Here is a 16893-nt window from a genome sequence, read left to right as displayed (position 1 = left end):
CGTGTGCGCCGTCGAGGTGCCGTCGGGCGTACCGTCAGGCGCTTTCACGATTGCGCCAGTGCACGATAGAACAAGACATGCGGCACGACGCCGCGCTACAGTGCGCACCGTTCCAGTATTCCGTATCGAGGATGTATGCAGCGTGGCGTGGCTTACGGCGTAATGGCCGGGGCGTTGTGGGGCATGGTGTTTCTGGTGCCGAGGATGTTGCCCGATTTTTCACCGATGCTACTGAGCGCCGGTCGTTATGTGATGTACGGTCTGGTGTCGCTTGCCGCTGCGCTGCCGATCGCGCGCTCGCTGCTCGCGCGATTGACCCGCGAGGATTTCGTCGCGCTGGTGAAACTGGCGGTCGCGGGCAACCTGCTCTACTACGTGCTGCTGTCGTTTTCCGTGCATCTGGTCGGGATTGCGCCGGCCTCGCTGATCATCGGCGTGTTGCCGGTCAGCATTACGCTGCTCGGCCGGCGCGATCACGGCGCGGTGCCGCTCGCGCGCCTCGCGTGGCCGCTCGCGACGGTCATCGCCGGCATCGTGTGCATCAACATCGACGTTTTCACCAGCACCAGCGGGCCCGAGGTGGACGTGATGACGAAACTGGCCGGGATCGGCTGCGCGCTCGGCGCGCTCGTGTGCTGGTCGTGGTTTGCGGTGGAGAACGCGCGCTATCTGAATCGTCAGACGCATTACAGCGGCAACGAGTGGTCGGTGTTGTGGGGCGTGGTGACCGGCGGTCTCGGTGCGTTGCTGTGGCTCGTCGTGCTGGTCCTGCCGTCGGGCAGCATCGCCGCGCCGCTCGCGGACACGCGCTGGCATACGTTCTGGCTGATGAATCTAGGAATCGCGATCGGTGCGTCGTGGCTTGGCAACGGGCTGTGGAATGCCGCATCGAAGCGGCTGCCGTTGACGCTGTCAGGCCAGATGATCGTGTTCGAAACGCTGTTCGCGCTGCTCTATGCGTTTATCTACGATCACCGGATGCCGCGCCCGCTCGAAATGGCGGCCATCGTGCTGCTGGTCGCAGGCGTCAGCTGGTCGGTGCGCCAGCATGCGGACGACGGGACGAATCCGGCGAAGTGTGTTTCCGACGATGCCGCTGAAGCCGGCACTGAAACCGCGACTGAACCCGCCGTCACGACTCAGGCCGCTCAGACGCAAGCGCCCGTGCATTGAAAACCGGACCGACCATCACGCCACGAGGACGACTCGCCTAGCGCGCGTCCTTGTGACGCCACCGCCGCCCTTCGATCGAGCCGTCCTTACGCGACTTCTGCACACGACGCTGACGCGCCGCCATCGGATCGACGATCAACGGACGATAAATCTCCACGCGATCATGATCGGCCAACGGCGCATCGAGCGCCTTCAGCTTGCCGAACACGCCGACCTTTTGCGTCGACAGATCGATCGTCGGAAAGCGCGCGACGATTCCGCTCGCGTCGATCGCCTGCTTGACGGTCGCCCCTTCGGGCAAGATCACGGGAATCAGCGCCTGACCGTCAGGCTGCGCATAACAGACTTCGATCGACAGCATCGCGCTCAACCTTTGCCGTAGCGCTGGTCCGCGCGCTTCACGAACGATTCGACGAAGGTGTTCGCAATATGACTGAACACCGGCCCGATGAGCTTTTCGAGCAGGATGTTCGTGAACTCGTAATGCAGCGCGAATTCGATCTTGCAGGCATCCGCGCGCAGCGGCGTGAAGCGCCAGTAGCCGGTGAACTTGCGGAACGGGCCGTCCGCGAATTCCATGTCGATCCGGGTCGGACGTTCCATGCTGTTGCGAGTCGCGAAGTGCTGCTTGATACCCTTGAAGTTGATGTCGATCCGCGCTTCCATGCAGGTTTCATCCTGACGGCGAATCTCGATACCACCGCACCAGGGCAGGAAGTTCGGGTAATCGGCCACGTCGGTGACGAGGTCGAACATCTGTTCCGCCGAGTGGCGTATCAGGACGGTTTTCTGGACATCTGCCATAAATTGAACAGCGCGCGGCGAGGGTGAACAAGCGGGGTAGACTAAGCGCCGCGAGCTTTCCCGGGTTTTCCGGGTGCCGCTGCGCTAAAATCGCAATTTTAAACGAGTTGGGCACTTTCCATTCATGAGCATCATCGACAACAGAAAAGCCTTCTTCGATTATTCGGTCGAAGAGCGCTACGAAGCAGGCCTCGTGCTCGAAGGATGGGAGGTCAAGGCACTGCGGGCGGGGCGTGGCCAGATCAAGGAAGGCTACGTCGTGATCAAGGAGAACGAGCTGTTTCTGATCGGCACGCACATCAGCCCGCTGCCGGAAGCATCCACGCACATCAATCCCGATCCCGTGCGCACGCGCAAGCTGCTGCTGCACGCGGAACAGATCAGCAAGCTGATCAGCAAGGTCGAGCAGCGCGGCTACACGCTGGTGCCGCTGAACTTCCACTACAAGGGCGGCCGCGTCAAATGCGAGATCGGTCTCGCGAAGGGCAAGAAGCTGCACGACAAGCGCGAAACCGAAAAGAAACGCGACTGGGAACGTGAAAAAGCCCGTCTGATGCGCAATCCGACCTGACGCGCTACGGTACTTCAACGAAAAAAAGCCCGCACAGAGACTGTGCGGGCTTTTTTATTCGCGGATTTTATTCGCGTGATGCGGTGTGACGGCCACGTGACTCAGCCATCGGCGCGGCGGCGCGGACGCCTTGTCAGCGCATCAGGTCAGCCGCCGTCACTGTTTGTCACCGCCCGTCACGCGACGGCGCATGCGGCGCATTCGGCACAGTCGGGCCTTTCGATTTATCGACGATAGTCAGCGCCGACGCGATCATCGTGCTCATGTCGGCCAGGTTGCCCGGCACGATCAGCGTCGTGCCCTGCTTTGCCAGGTTGCCGAACGCGCTCACGTACTGCTCGGCGACTTTCAGGTTGACCGCTTCCATCCCGCCCGCCGACTGGATCGCCGCCGCGATCTTCTGAATGGCCTGCGAGTTCGCTTCGGCCACCGCGAGAATCGCCGAAGCCTGCCCTTGCGCCTGATTGATTGCCGCCTGCCGCTCGCCTTCGGATTTCTGGATGGCCGCCTCGCGACCGCCCGACGCGATATTGATCTGCTCCTGGCGGCGCCCTTCCGATGCCGCGATCAACGCGCGCTTTTCGCGCTCGGCGGTGATCTGGGCCTGCATCGCGTGCAGGATTTCCTTCGGTGGCGTCAGATCCTTGATCTCGTAGCGCAACACCTTGACGCCCCAGTTCTGCGCCGCTTCGTCGAGCGACGACACGATGCTCTGATTGATGAAATCGCGCTCCTCGAAGGTCTTGTCCAGTTCGAGCTTGCCGATCACCGAGCGCAGTGTGGTCTGCGACAGCTGCGTGATCGCGAACACGAAATTGCTCGCCCCGTACGACGCTTTCATCGGATCGGTGACCTGGAAATAGATCACACCGTCCACCTGCAACTGCGTGTTGTCGCGCGTGATGCACACCTGGCTAGGCACTTCGAGCGGAATTTCTTTCAGGATATGTTTGTACGCGACGCGGTCGACGAACGGCAGCACGAAATTCAGGCCCGGCGTCAGCACGCCGTGAAAGCGTCCGACGCGCTCCAGCACCCACGCGTGTTGCTGCGGCACGATCTTGATGGTCTGCGCCGCCAACACGATAACGATGATCAGGATCACCGCACCGACGATAGTGGAATCCATGTCGCCTGCCCCTTAGAAATGGTTGGAATTATTGTGCGCGCGAAGCATGTCCGTCACGCTGTCGCAATTTTCACGCGCGTCTTGCGCATCACGCACTCACCGCCTGCCGGTGCGCGACGACCACCAGACAACTTCCGTCGAGCGCGGTGATGGTGTAATTGCGCGCGTCTTCCGGTTCGCCGGGCGCGAGTTGAACGTCCCACGCCGCGCCGCGATAGTTCACGCGCGCGCGCCGGTCGAGCCAGTGATCGACAGTCAGGTTTTGACCGATATCGAGATTCACATCGGGATTGTGTAGCGCTTCCTGACGCGGCTTGCGGCCCAGCCGCGAACGCCGCAGCAGCAACACGGCGGCGAGCGCCACGATGGCCGCGACAACCATCTGCGCATCGATGCCGATGCCGAACGCCCGCACCAGACCCGCTGCGATGAAACCGAGCGCGATCATCAGCAGATAGAACGTGCCGCTCAACAATTCGAACAGCACCAGCACGCCCGCGCCGACCCACCAGAGCCAACTGCTTATCGCCACGTGCACCTCCACAAAACAAAACACCCCGGGGTTACCGGGGTGTTATAGCACGAAGCTCAACGGCGTTTTCAGCGCTTTTTGTAGCGTTTTGTGTGCGCTGCGGGATGAAATTTCACGAACTTCCGATCCCGCCGCGCACCCGCCTGATGATGATTCGCCAGATGCCGGCGCCGGTATTTACTTCGCCGTCACTTTAGCCAGTTGCTGCCACGTTTCGATGATCGTATCCGGATTCAGCGAGATCGACGCAATGCCTTCTTCCGTCAACCATTGCGCGAAATCAGGATGATCCGACGGGCCCTGACCGCAAATACCAACGTACTTGTTCAGGCGCAGGCAGGTTTCGATTGCGCGCTTGAGCATGAACTTCACAGCAGGATCGCGTTCGTCGAAATCCACCGCCAGCAGTTCCATACCGGAATCGCGGTCGAGGCCCAGCGTCAACTGCGTCAGGTCGTTCGAACCGATCGAGAAACCGTCGAAGTATTGCAGGAACTCTTCGGCGAGAATCGCGTTCGACGGCACTTCGCACATCATGATCAGGCGCAGACCGTTTTCGCCGCGCTTCAGGCCGTACTTGGCCAGCAGCCCGACGACGCGCTCCGCCTGCTTCAGCGTGCGCACGAACGGCACCATGATCTCGACGTTGTCGAGGCCCATTTCTTCGCGGACCTTCTTCAGCGCGATACATTCCATTTCGAATGCCTGCGCGAAGTCTTCCGAGATGTAGCGCGACGCGCCACGGAAACCGAGCATCGGGTTTTCTTCATCCGGCTCGTAACGCGAACCGCCGATCAGCTTCTTGTACTCGTTCGACTTGAAGTCGGACAGACGCACGATCACCGGCTTCGGATAGAACGCCGCGCCGATCGTCGCGATGCCTTCGGTCAGCTTGTCGACGTAGAACGCGCGCGGCGATGCGTGACCGCGAGCAACGCTTTCCACGGCCTTCTTCAGATCCGCGTCGATATTCGGGTACTCGAGAATCGCCCGCGGGTGAACGCCGATGTTGTTGTTGATGATGAACTCGAGACGCGCGAGACCCACGCCCTTGTTCGGCAACTGTGAGAAGTCGAACGCCAGCTGCGGATTACCGACGTTCATCATGATCTTCACCGGAATTTCCGGCAATTCGCCACGCTGAATCTCAGTGACTTCGGTTTCGAGCAGACCGTCGTAGATCTTGCCTTCGTCGCCTTCCGCGCAAGAGACGGTAACCAGCGCGCCTTCCTTCAGCACGTCGGTTGCGTCGCCGCAACCCACCACGGCCGGCACGCCCAGCTCACGCGCGATAATGGCCGCGTGGCAGGTCCGGCCGCCACGATTCGTGACGATTGCCGACGCGCGCTTCATCACCGGTTCCCAGTTCGGGTCGGTCATGTCGGCGACCAGCACGTCGCCCGGCTGCACACGGTCCATTTCCGACGGATCGTTAATCACGCGCACCGGACCCGCACCGATCTTCTGACCGATTGCACGGCCGGTTGCCAGCACGTTCGACTGACCCTTCAGCTTGAAACGTTGTTCGGCCTTACCCGCCGCCTGGCTCTTCACCGTTTCAGGACGTGCCTGAAGAATGAACATCTTGCCGTCGCGACCGTCCTTGCCCCACTCGATGTCCATCGGACGCTGATAGTGCTTCTCGATGATGACGGCGTACTTCGCCAGTTCGATCACGTCTTCGTCGGTGATCGAATAACGGTTGCGCTGCTCGTGCGACACGTCGACGGTCTTCACGCGGCCTTCTTCGCCCGCTTTCGTGAATTCCATCTTGATCAGTTTCGAGCCGATCGAGCGACGGATGATCGGGTACTTGCCCTGTTCGAGCGTGGTCTTGAAGACGTAGAACTCGTCCGGATTCACCGCGCCTTGCACGACGGTTTCGCCCAGGCCATAGCTCGACGTGATGAACACGGCGTCCTTGAAGCCCGATTCGGTATCCAGCGTGAACATCACGCCCGCTGCGCCGACGTCCGAGCGGACCATGCGCTGCACACCCGCCGACAACGCGACTTCAGCGTGCGTAAAGCCCTTGTGGACGCGATAGGAGATAGCGCGGTCGTTGTACAGCGACGCGAACACGTGCTTCATGCGGTCGAGCACGTCTTCGATGCCGACGACGTTCAGATAGCTTTCCTGCTGACCGGCGAACGACGCGTCGGGCAGATCTTCGGCGGTGGCCGACGAGCGCACCGCGAACGACAGTTCTTCAGGCGAGCTGTTTTGCAGAGTGACGAAGCCCGCACGGATTTCTTCTTCGAGGCGCGGTTGCATCGGCGCATCGACGATCCATTGACGGATTTCCTTGCCCGCTTCGGCGAGCGCCTTCACGTCGTCGACGTCGAGCGTTTCGAGACGTTTGGCGATGCGTTCTGTCAGCGTGTTGTGAGTGAGAAAGTCGCGGAAAGCCAGCGCCGTCGTGGCGAAACCGGTCGGCACACGAACACCCGCTTCGGCGAGTTGACTGATCATCTCGCCGAGCGACGCGTTCTTGCCGCCCACAATTTCCACATCGGTCATCCGCAACTGCTCGAACGGAACTACATACGCCTGATCCTTTGCGACATTAACTGCGTTAGTCATACAAGCCCCTAAGTGTGAAAGAAATTCACGGTTGTGCAAGTGGGCTTGAACGCGGCGTGCCCATTGGAGGCACGGATTCCGCGTCTTGCACAACCTGTTGGAGAAGCAATCGCTGCGTGCGGCGCGCAGGCTTTTGATGGCGGGAACCGCCAAAAGCCAGCCGGAACACGGGGTTCATGTGATGGCACAATTTACCGAAATAGCCGTTTTTCATTACGAAATACCGGCAAAAGCAGTGCGTAACACGAACTTAAGCGAACGTTAGCCGCCAGTTACCGGCGATTTGTCCACAATTGCTTATCCAACAGGTTGCCGCTATTCTACCGTGCCGACTCTCAAAATGTGACAGTCGGACGAGAATTGCGCCTCGAAGCGCGTCCCGACCTGCCCGTCGGTCTTTTTGAGAGGCCTACCCCGGCAGCTGGATGCGCAAGCGGTGTACCCGGCGCGCCGCGTCGATGTGATTGTCCGCGCGGCCCGCTCCGGCCGTAGGCAGGCAACCCGTCGCGCGGCGATGATTGACCCGAGCGATTGCCTGCTCACGTTCCCTCCTCCACTGATGCCGCCCACCGTATTCATCGTCTCCGACGGTACCGGGATCACTGCCGAAACCTTCGCGCACTCGATCCTGTCCCAGTTCGACCAGAAATTCCGTCTGGTCCGCGTGCCTTTCGTCGATTCGACCGAGAAGGCGTACGCCACGGCTCGAAAAGATCAACGAAGCGATCCAGCAGGACGGCCGTCGCCCGATCGTGTTCAGCACGCTGGTCGACAGCGCGTCGAACCAGATCGTCAAAGGCTCGAACGCGTTGGTGCTGGACATGTTCCAGACCTTCGTCGAGCCGCTCGAACAGGAACTCGAGCTGAAGTCGAGCCACGCGATGGGCCGCGGCCACCAGAACGCCGACACCGAGGAATACAAAAACCGGATCGAGGCGATCAACTTTTCGCTCGCGCATGACGACGGTCAATCGGACCGCAATCTCGCCGACGCCGAAGTGATCCTCGTCGGCGTGTCGCGCAGCGGCAAGACCCCGACCAGCCTCTATCTGGCCATGCAGTACGGCGTGAAGGCCGCGAACTATCCGCTGATTCCGGAAGATTTCGAGCGCGGCAAGCTGCCGTCGGCGCTGCTCGAGCATCGTCAGAAAATGTTCGGGCTGTCGATCGATCCGCAGCGCCTGTCGGAAATCCGCAATGAGCGGCGTCCTGGCAGCAAGTACGCCGCACCGGAAAACTGCCGCTACGAGATCAACGAGGCCGAAGCGATGATGCGGCGCGAAGGGGTCAAGTGGCTGTCGTCGACGCACAAGTCGATCGAGGAAATCGCCACGACGATCTTGCAGGAAATCAAGATCGACCGGCCCGCGTACTGATTGGCGGGTCTGGCGGGCGGGTTGATCGCCCGCGCCCTGCAAATAAAAGAGCCGCTGACGTCCCACGTCAGCGGCTTTTTTACTGCACGAGTGTTTGCGCTCAGCTCACGCGCTGCTGGCGGCATTGCTCGAACAGGCACACCGCCGCAGCCGCGGCGACGTTCAATGACTCCATCCCGCCCGGTTGCGGAATCGTCACGCGCAACGGCTCGGCATCGCGCCAGATTTGCGACACGCCCGCGCCTTCGTTGCCCATCACCCAGGCCAGCGGCCGCGCCAGATCGCAATCGTAAATAGCGGCTGCGCCGTGCGAATCCGTGATGACAACAGGCACGCCGAGACGCGCGATCACCGCCTGCGGTTCGACGTCCTCGAATACCTGCAGCAGAAAATGCGCGCCCATCCCCGAGCGCAACACTTTAGACGACCACGCGTATGCGGTTCCCGGCGCGCAAAACACCTGCTGCACGCCCGCGGCCGCCGCGCTGCGCAGGATTGAGCCGACATTGCCCGCGTCCTGAACGCCGTCGAGCACCATGCAGGTCTGCGTCACGCGTTCGGGCAATGCCGCGTCGAGTTTCGGCACCACCAGCAGAATGCCGACGCCGTGCACCACGTTCGACAACTGACCGAACAACGCATCCGGCAAGGTCACGATCCGATGTTCGTCGATGCGGGCGACGATCGCCTGCGCTTCGTCGTGACGCAGCGCGCCTTCGGTGACGATGCAGGTTTCCGGCTGTCCGGCCACGTCGAGATAGGTGCTGGCGAGATGGAAACCTTCGAGCAGCGCGTGGCCGCTGCGGCGCTGTTGGTGCGTCGAGCCGGCGAGCGCCTTCAGACGCTTGTAGAGCGGGTTATCGCGTGATGTGATGGCTTTCACGGGCGGCCTGAGGCTTTATCAAGGGGGTGAAGCGGAGAACAGTCGAAGCGTAGTGTCGAACCACGCTCCGGCAAAGATCAGAATGGTTTGGCGTGGCGACCGGTTTCGTCGAACGGATCGTCGTCGAGGGTCCATTCCACTGTCTGCACGATGGCGGGCGCCACCGGCATCACGAGCGCGTCGCCTGACGCCGTGGTACGCAAGCCGAAGCGCACGTGCGCCTCGCGTACCGGCGCGAACGAGCGCCGGTGATGCGCGCACGGTCCATGCTCGCGCAACGCCGCCAGATGCTGCGGCGTGCCGTAGCCGGAATGCGCGTCGAAACCGTAGACCGGAAATTCCTGGTGCAATTGCAGCAGCATCCGGTCGCGGGTGACCTTGGCGAGAATCGACGCCGCCGAAATCGACTTCACCTTCGCGTCGCCGCCGATAATCGCTTCGCTGCGGATACTGAGCGTCGGGCAGCGATTACCGTCGATTTTCGCGAGCGTCGGCGCGACCGACAGTCCTTCCACCGCGCGCTTCATTGCGAGCATCGTGGCGTGCAGGATATTGAGCGTGTCGATCTCTTCGACCGTTGCCGATGCCACGCAATACGCGAGCGCACGATCGACGATCTTGTCGTACAACTCGTCACGCTTCTTCGCGCTGAGCACCTTCGAATCGTCGAGCCCGCGAATCATCGGGCGCGACGGATCGAAAATCACCGCCGCCGCGACTACCGGACCAGCCAGCGGGCCTCGCCCGGCTTCATCGACGCCACAAACGATTTCGTCCGGAGAATCGAAATTCAGCCCGGATTGCGCGAGTGCAGCCGCGGCCGCAGCTGCCTTGCGCGAGAAGCGAACGTCGGTCACGCGCGCACCTTGCCGCGCGTTTCCAGCACGCGCGCCACGGCTTCAGCGGCGCGCTGCGCGGTGTTCTGCTTCAGCGCGTGATGCATTTCCGTGAAAATCTCGGTGAGCGTACGGCGGTTCGCTTCGTCGCGAAGCTGCGTCAGCGTGGCTTCGGCAAGCGCTTCCGGCGTCGCGAAATGCTGAAGAATTTCCGGCACGACGAAACGCCCGGCCAGAATGTTCGGCAGCCCCACGTACGGCAGATACCCCTGACGACGCATGATCTGGCCGGTCAACCAGGGCACCTTGTACGAAATCACCATCGGCTTTTTCAGCAACGCGGCTTCGAGCGTGACCGTGCCGCTTTTGACCAGAATCGCGTCGGCGGCCGTCATCGCGACCTGCGACTGACCTTCGGTCAAGGTCAGCGCGAGATTCGGATGCGCGTCCACCAGCGGTTGCAGCAACGCGCGCAGCGCCGGCGTCGCCGCAGGCATCACGAAGCGCAGACCGGGCTCGCGCTGCTGCATCAATTCCATTGCGTCGAAAAACGTCGGTCCGATCAGCTCGATTTCGGAACGCCGGCTGCCCGGCAACACCGCGATCACCGGACCGCTTTCGGCAATGCCGAGCGTGCGGCGCGCGGCCAGCGTATCGGGCACCAGCGGAATCTCGTCAGCCAGCGGATGGCCGACATACGACGCCGAAATGCCCGCTTTTTCGAGCAGCGCGGTTTCGAACGGGAACACGCACATCATGTGATCGACCGCTTTCGCGATCTTCTTGATGCGCCCGCCCCGCCACGCCCAGATCGACGGACAGACGAAATGGATGGTCGGGATACCGGCGTCGCGCAGCGGATGCTCGAGCCCGAAATTGAAATCGGGCGCATCGACACCGATGAACGCCGCCGGCGGTTCGGCCAGCAATTGACGCTTCAGGTCGTTGCGGATGCCCAGAATCTCGGGAATATGCTTCAGTGCTTCGACATAGCCGCGCACCGTCAGCTTTTCCATCGGCCAATGCGCGTCGAAACCGGTCGCGTTCATGCGCGGGCCGCCGATGCCGTAGTACTGCGTGCCCTCCGGCAAACGGCTCGCGAGGCCGCCGAGCAGCGACGCCGCGAGCAGGTCGCCGGATGGTTCGCCGGCCACCATTGCAAGCCGCAGCGGAGTGGGTTGAAGCGCCATCGTCAGCGGATGATGCCGCGCTGCGACGCTTCGACGAAGGCCAGCAACGCCTGCACCGGAGCATCGCCGTCGCCGCCTGCGGACGCGAGGTCACGCAGTTGCAGCTTCGCTTCTTCGAGCGACAGGCCGTTCTTGTACAGCACCCGATACGCGGTGCGCAGCGCCGAGATCGCTTCCGCCGAGAAACCGCGACGGCGCAAACCTTCGACGTTGATGCCGTGCGGTTCCGCCTTGTTGCCCGCGGCGATCACGAACGGCGGGATGTCCTGCACCAGCGCCGAAGCGCCGCCGAGCATCGAATGCGCGCCGATCCGCACGAACTGGTGCACGCCCGACATGCCGCCGACGATCGCGTGGTCGCCGATCGTCACGTGGCCGGCCATTTGCGCATTGCTCGACAGGATCACGTTGCTGCCGACGTGGCAGTCGTGACCGAGGTGAACGTACGCCATGATCCAATTATCGTCGCCGAGCGTGGTCACGCCCGAATCCTGCACCGTGCCGGTGTGGATCGTGGTGAACTCGCGGATCACGTTGCGGTTGCCGATCACGAGCCGGGTCGGCTCGTCCCTGTACTTCATGTCTTGCGGACGACCGCCGACCGACGCGTAATGACCGATCTTGTTGTCTTCGCCAATCGTCGTGTGACCTTCGATCACACTGTGCGAACCGACCGTCGTGCGTGCGCCGATCGTCACGTGCGGACCGACGATCGCGTACGGTCCGATTTCGACGGTCTCGTCGAGTTGTGCGCCCGGCTCGACGATCGCAGTAGGATGAATCCTGCTCATGCGTCCTCGCTTCTGAAACTGTTGCATTGACCTGGATGCCGCGCGACCTGGCCGCTGACCGGTCATCCGTTGCTGGCGCGCCTCGATATGCCCGCTGCTGCGCGTTATTCGCTATCTGCGTTGCGGACTGCGCACATCAGGTCGGCTTCTGCCGCCACCTGACCGTCCACTTCCGCCCGTGCCTTGAACTTCCAGATGCCGCGCATATGGCGCTCGAACGTGCAGTTCAGGATCAGCTGATCGCCTGGCTGAACCACGCGCTTGAAGCGCGCGTTGTCGATGCCGACGAACAGATACAGCGTGTTCGCGGGATCGTGCGGCTCTTCCGAAAACGTCAGCAACGCTGCCGTCTGGGCGAGCGCTTCCAGAATCAGTACACCCGGCATCACCGGACGGTTCGGGAAATGGCCCATGAAGTACGGCTCGTTGATCGTCACGTTCTTCAGCGCTTTGATGCTTTTGTGCGGCTCGAGTTCGAGCACCCGGTCGACCAGCAGGATCGGGTAGCGATGCGGCAGCAGCTTGAGAATGTTATGGATGTCGAGATTGATTTTTTCGGTGCTCATGGTATTTCTGCTCACGCATTGACTGCGCGATGATGACTGCGGACGCTGAAGAAGGCAGGTGGCGCCGCGTGCCTGATGCCTGCCCGATGTGTACCGGTCGGGTACGCGCTCGGTTTGTGCTGTGTTGCTGCGACTTCTGACGCAAGCTCTACCGCGATCACTACCATCCAACTCCGGCGAGACGGGCCAGGCCCACAGACCGCCGGATACTGCGCGATGATGATGCGATTACCGTCCGCGCGCTACCTGGGACCAACCTGAGAATGCGGCCGATGCCGCTCCGCGTGCCCCAAGACGGAGCATAACGACGCGGCATGACGCGATGTAGCGTGCCGGATGTGGCCGGTTACCCTTGCCGTATCCGGCGCACGCCACGCAAACCCAGTCACGAACTCAGGCTTTGTCGCCGGAGCCGTTCGCGGCGGCCGAGGCTTCGAGTGCCTTGATCCGCTCGCGCAATTTGTCGATGTTGCGCAGCAATGCCGCGCTTTTGTTCCAGCTGGCGTGATCCACGGCCGGAAATGCGCTCGTGTACATGCCAGGCTTCAGCAACGACTTCGACACGCCCGATTTGGCCGTGACGATCACATAATCCGCCAGCGTGACGTGGCCGGCAATGCCCACCGCCCCGCCGATCATGCAATGGCGGCCGATGGTCGTACTGCCCGCGATCCCCGCACAGCCGGCGATGACCGTGTAGGCCCCAACCTTGCAGTTGTGGCCGATCTGCACGAGATTGTCGATCTTCACGCATTCTTCGATGATCGTATCGGCCATCGCGCCGCGATCGATCGTGGTATTGGCGCCGATTTCGACGTCAGGCCCGATCGACACGCCGCCCACTTGCGGAATCTTGACCCAGCTACCTGTGCGCGCGTCGCCTTCGCCGACGAAATCCGGCGCGAAGCCGAAACCGTCCGAACCGATCACCGCGCCCGCTTGCACGATTGCGCGCTCGCCGAGTTTGCAACCGTGATAGACGGCGACGTTCGGATACAGACGCGAACCCGCACCGATGCTCGTGCCACGGCCGACGAACACATTCGCGTCGAGCCGCACGTTTTCGCCGATCACCACGCCCGCTTCGATCGTCACGTTCGGACCGATCACTGCGCTCGCGGCGATGGTGGCGGACGGGTCGATCGTCGCGCTGGCGTGAACGCCGGGCGACGGCTTCGGCGTGCTCATGTCGATAAACGCCTGAGCGATGCGCGCGAAGTAAGCGTAGGGATTGGGTGTGACGATGAAGTTACGGCCGTCGCGCGCAGTGACTTTGGCGAGGTCGTTCGCGTTGATCAGCACGGCACCCGCGCGCGTCGTCTCGACCTGCGACAGGTATTTCGGGTTCGCGAGGAACGCGAGCTGGTTCGGGCCGGCCTGATCGAGCGGCGCGAGACTGCCCACCTGCTGTGTGCGATCTCCGACTATTTCACCGCCGAACTGCTGGACGATGTCCTCGAGCTTGAATGCCATGCGTGTACTGCTCCTGCTTTCAGTTGGTGCCGTTGCCACTGCCCGACGCCGCAAGCGCCTTCAGCACCTGATCGGTGATATCGATGCGCGGGCTGACATACACCGCTTCCTGAACGATCAGGTCGTAGTGCTGTTGCTCGGCGATCTGCTTGATCACCTTGTTCGCACGATCCAGCACCGCAGCCAGTTCCTCGTTGCGGCGCTGGTTCAGATCTTCGTTATACGTGCGTTGCTTGCGCTGGAACGTGCTGTCGGTTGCCGACAGTTCGCTCTGCGCCTGCGCACGCGCCGATGCCGACATTGTCGCGCCGTTCTTGTCGAGATTCTCGGAATCCGTTTTCAGCTTCTGCGCCAGGTCGGCCAGCGCCTTGCTGCGACTGGCGAACTCCGCTTCGAGCCGGGTCTGCGCCGCTTTGGCGGTGACCGATTCGCGCAGGATGCGGTCGGAGTTGACGGCCGCGATCCGCGCTTCCTGCGCGTGCGCCATGCCAGCGCCAACAGTTGCCGCCAGCACCAGCGCGCATGCCAGACGTTTCGAAAACTTACCGGTTAGCAAAGTCATCCTCTCGATACAGTGAAGAGGCCGGGTTCTTGACCCGGCCGTCCAATCAGAATGCCGTCCCGATCTGGAACTGGAATTTCTGGTACTGGTCGCCCGTATGCTTGACCAGCGGGAAGCCCAGACTGAGCTTGAGCGGGCCGATCGGCGAGATCCACGCGAGACCCACACCATAGCCGTAACGCAGACCGTTCGAGCCAATCGACGTCGCCGCCGCGCTTGCATCGGCCCACACGTTACCGCCATCGAGGAACGTAAAGACGCGCAGCGTACGGTCGTAACCGGTGCCGGGCAGCGGGAACGTCAACTCGATGTTACCGACCAGCATCTTCGAACCACCGATCGGGTCGTTCGTGGTGTTGTCGCGCGGACCCAGCGAGCTCGGCTCGTAGCCCCGCACCGAACCGATACCACCCGCGTAGTAGTTCTTGAAAATCGGATACGGCTTGCCGCCGAGACCGTTACCGTAACCGCCCTGCAGGTTGAAGCCCAGCACGAAGCCACGCGAGAACGAATAATAGTACTGCGCTTGCAAGTCGGCCTTGTAGTACTGGGTACTGCCGATCGGCGTGCCGTATTCGGCGTTCGCCTGCGTGAAGTAACCACGGCTCGGCACCAGCGCGCTGTCACGCGCGTCGCGCGACCAGCCGATCGTCAGCGGCACGTTGTTCGACACGCGGCCGAAATCCTGCACGTATTGCTTGTACGAAGCCGGCGTCGTGCTGTCGACGTCGAGCTGATTCTGTTCGAGGCCGGCGCCGAAATAAACGGTGTCGACTTCGGAGAACGGCACGCCGAACTTCAGGTCGCCACCGATCGTCACGATCTTGAAGCTCGAATCCGTCGAGTAGTACAGCGGCTGATACGTGCGGTAATAGACGTCGGTAATACGCTTGATGCCGTCGACCGTGAAGTACGGATCGACCTGCGTGACCGTCAGCGTACGGTACGTCTTCGCCGTGTTCACGTTGACCGCGAGACTCGTACCCGAACCGAACACGTTGTCTTGCGACACACCGGCCGAAAGCACGACCTTGTCGGTGGACGAGAAACCCGCGCCAAGCGTGATCGCGCCCGTCGGCTTTTCAGCAACCTTCACATCGACATCGACCTGGTCGGGCGTACCTTCGACCGGCGTGGTCGTCACGTCGACATCGGTAAAGTAGCCCAGACGGTTGATCCGGTCTTTCGACAGCGCGAGACGGTTCGAATCGAACCACGAGCTTTCAAGCTGGCGCATTTCGCGGCGCACCACTTCGTCACGCGTACGCGTATTGCCGACCACGTTGATCCGGCGCACATACACGCGGCGGCTCGGATCGACTTGCAGCGTCAGATCGACCGTGTGATGTTCCTGATCGATCTGCGGCAGCGCATTGACCGTCGCAAACGCATAGCCGTATTCGCCGAGCTTGTCGACGATGGCCTTGGTGGTGGCCTGCAGCTTTTCGGCCGAGAAGCGGTCGCCCGACTTGATCTTGACGATCTTGTTCAGTTCGGCTTCGCGGTCCAGCAGATTGCCGGCCAGCTTGATGCTCGAAATGGTGTACGGCTGACCTTCGTGCAAGGCGACGGTCAGATACATGTCCTTCTTGTCCGGCGAGATCGACACCTGGGTCGATTCGATGCTGAACTCGAGGTAACCGCGATTCAGGTAGTACGAACGAACGTTTTCGAGGTCGCCCGTCAGCTTGTCTTTCGCGTACAGGTCGTTCTTCGTGTACCACGAGAACCAGTTCGGCGTGGACAGCTGCATTTCATCGCGCAGCGTACCGGTGCTGAACGCCTTGTTGCCGATGAAGTTGATCTGACGGATCTTCGCGCTCGGACCTTCCGCCACCGAAAACAGCACCGACACGCGGTTGCGGTCGATAGGCGTAATCGTGGTGGTGACTTCGGCTGCGTAGTAACCACGCGTCAGGTACTGACGCTTGAGTTCCTGCTCGGCCTTGTCGACCAGTGCCTTGTCGTAGTAACGACCTTGCGACAGACCGACCGCGCGCAATGCCTTGGTCAGGTTGTCCTTGTCGAACTCATGGATGCCGGAGAAATCGATCGTGCCGATAGCCGGACGTTCGAGAACCTGGACCACGACGACGCTGCCTTCGGCTGCAATCTTGACGTCGTTGAAGAAGCCCGTTGCGTAAAGTGCGCGGATGGCCTCCGAGGCCTTGTCGTCCGTAAAGGTGTCGCCTTGCTTGATCGGCAGGTACGCGAACACGGTACCCGGCTCGACGCGTTGCAACCCCTCGATCCGGATGTCTTGCACCTTGAAAGGTGTCGTCGCGTGAGCCACCAGCCCGTGAGCGGCGAATGCCGCGGCTACAACCGTCTTAGGAACAAAGCGATGAGGTTTAAACAACGTGCTTCCCCAGTGTGTATAGCTGCATCAGGCCGGACGGTCGCCATCGTGAGCGCCGCCGGACA

Annotated in this window: 16 protein-coding genes and 1 pseudogene; 4 read left to right on the top strand and 13 right to left on the bottom strand. The window is 61.7% G+C overall.

What is annotated here, in order from left to right; all coding sequences use genetic code 11:
* Window positions 1-135: 135 nt before the first annotated feature.
* Window positions 136-1173, top strand: coding sequence for a DMT family transporter (locus PW947_RS27175; RefSeq protein ID WP_299635463.1), 1038 nt, complete (start codon window positions 136-138; stop codon window positions 1171-1173).
* Between the two features lie 37 nt (window positions 1174-1210).
* Here PW947_RS27175 and PW947_RS27170 read toward each other — a convergent pair whose 3' ends face one another.
* Complete coding sequence (locus tag PW947_RS27170) at window positions 1211-1534, bottom strand: RnfH family protein (RefSeq protein ID WP_299635462.1); 324 nt, start codon at window positions 1532-1534, stop codon at window positions 1211-1213.
* 5 nt (window positions 1535-1539) lie between these two features.
* On the bottom strand, window positions 1540-1977 hold the full coding sequence (locus PW947_RS27165; protein ID WP_299635461.1) for a type II toxin-antitoxin system RatA family toxin: 438 nt from the start codon (window positions 1975-1977) through the stop codon (window positions 1540-1542).
* 124 nt (window positions 1978-2101) lie between these two features.
* On the opposite strand from PW947_RS27165, the gene smpB reads away from it, so the two are divergent.
* On the top strand, window positions 2102-2548 hold the full coding sequence (gene smpB / locus PW947_RS27160) for an SsrA-binding protein SmpB (RefSeq protein ID WP_299635460.1): 447 nt from the start codon (window positions 2102-2104) through the stop codon (window positions 2546-2548).
* A gap of 166 nt (window positions 2549-2714) precedes the next feature.
* On the opposite strand, the gene PW947_RS27155 is transcribed toward smpB, so the two are convergent.
* The 3 genes from PW947_RS27155 to ppsA all read right to left on the bottom strand — a co-directional run bounded on the left by PW947_RS27155 (window position 2715) and on the right by ppsA (window position 6792).
* A complete protein-coding gene (locus tag PW947_RS27155) occupies window positions 2715-3677 on the bottom strand; it encodes an SPFH domain-containing protein (RefSeq protein WP_299635459.1) in 963 nt (320 codons plus the stop codon).
* An 88-nt stretch (window positions 3678-3765) separates the two neighbouring features.
* The gene (locus tag PW947_RS27150) at window positions 3766-4209 is read right to left on the bottom strand and encodes an NfeD family protein (RefSeq protein WP_299635458.1); all 444 of its coding nucleotides are present in this window, start codon (window positions 4207-4209) and stop codon (window positions 3766-3768) included.
* A 177-nt stretch (window positions 4210-4386) separates the two neighbouring features.
* Window positions 4387-6792, bottom strand: a complete 2406-nt coding sequence (ppsA, locus tag PW947_RS27145; protein WP_299635457.1) for a phosphoenolpyruvate synthase — start codon at window positions 6790-6792, stop codon at window positions 4387-4389.
* A gap of 85 nt (window positions 6793-6877) precedes the next feature.
* Between ppsA and PW947_RS27140 the strand changes: the two genes are divergently transcribed.
* Together PW947_RS27140 and PW947_RS27135 are read left to right on the top strand one after the other, a co-directional pair.
* Complete coding sequence (locus PW947_RS27140; protein WP_299635456.1) at window positions 6878-7057, top strand: hypothetical protein; 180 nt, start codon at window positions 6878-6880, stop codon at window positions 7055-7057.
* A 294-nt stretch (window positions 7058-7351) separates the two neighbouring features.
* A pseudogene (locus PW947_RS27135) lies at window positions 7352-8168 on the top strand (pyruvate, water dikinase regulatory protein).
* A gap of 100 nt (window positions 8169-8268) precedes the next feature.
* Here PW947_RS27135 and PW947_RS27130 read toward each other — a convergent pair.
* The 8 genes from PW947_RS27130 to bamA form a co-directional block, all read right to left on the bottom strand.
* Window positions 8269-9051 (bottom strand): RNA methyltransferase, encoded by a 783-nt coding sequence (locus PW947_RS27130; RefSeq protein ID WP_299635455.1) that lies wholly within the window; start codon window positions 9049-9051, stop codon window positions 8269-8271.
* 77 nt (window positions 9052-9128) lie between these two features.
* On the bottom strand, window positions 9129-9908 hold the full coding sequence (rnhB, locus tag PW947_RS27125; protein ID WP_299635454.1) for a ribonuclease HII: 780 nt from the start codon (window positions 9906-9908) through the stop codon (window positions 9129-9131).
* Entirely contained in the window at window positions 9905-11077 is a 1173-nt protein-coding gene (gene lpxB, locus PW947_RS27120; protein WP_299635453.1) for a lipid-A-disaccharide synthase, read from the bottom strand. The genes rnhB and lpxB overlap by 4 nt, the downstream gene beginning before the upstream one ends.
* Window positions 11078-11079: 2 nt before the next feature.
* A complete protein-coding gene (gene lpxA, locus PW947_RS27115) occupies window positions 11080-11868 on the bottom strand; it encodes an acyl-ACP--UDP-N-acetylglucosamine O-acyltransferase (protein ID WP_299635452.1) in 789 nt (262 codons plus the stop codon).
* A gap of 104 nt (window positions 11869-11972) precedes the next feature.
* A complete protein-coding gene (fabZ, locus tag PW947_RS27110) occupies window positions 11973-12434 on the bottom strand; it encodes a 3-hydroxyacyl-ACP dehydratase FabZ (protein ID WP_299635451.1) in 462 nt (153 codons plus the stop codon).
* Between the two features lie 393 nt (window positions 12435-12827).
* On the bottom strand, window positions 12828-13907 hold the full coding sequence (gene lpxD, locus PW947_RS27105; protein WP_299635450.1) for a UDP-3-O-(3-hydroxymyristoyl)glucosamine N-acyltransferase: 1080 nt from the start codon (window positions 13905-13907) through the stop codon (window positions 12828-12830).
* Between the two features lie 19 nt (window positions 13908-13926).
* Window positions 13927-14463, bottom strand: coding sequence for an OmpH family outer membrane protein (locus PW947_RS27100; RefSeq protein WP_299636039.1), 537 nt, complete (start codon window positions 14461-14463; stop codon window positions 13927-13929).
* Window positions 14464-14515: 52 nt separating this feature from the next.
* The gene (bamA, locus tag PW947_RS27095) at window positions 14516-16828 is read right to left on the bottom strand and encodes an outer membrane protein assembly factor BamA (protein ID WP_299635449.1); all 2313 of its coding nucleotides are present in this window, start codon (window positions 16826-16828) and stop codon (window positions 14516-14518) included.
* Between the last annotated feature and the right edge of the window lie 65 nt (window positions 16829-16893).

It is taken from the genome of Paraburkholderia sp. (genome assembly GCF_028283785.1).
Classification (GTDB): Bacteria; Pseudomonadota; Gammaproteobacteria; order Burkholderiales; family Burkholderiaceae; genus Paraburkholderia.
Note: the sequence above shows the minus strand (reverse complement) of the source record. Positions and strands in the feature narration are given on the sequence as shown.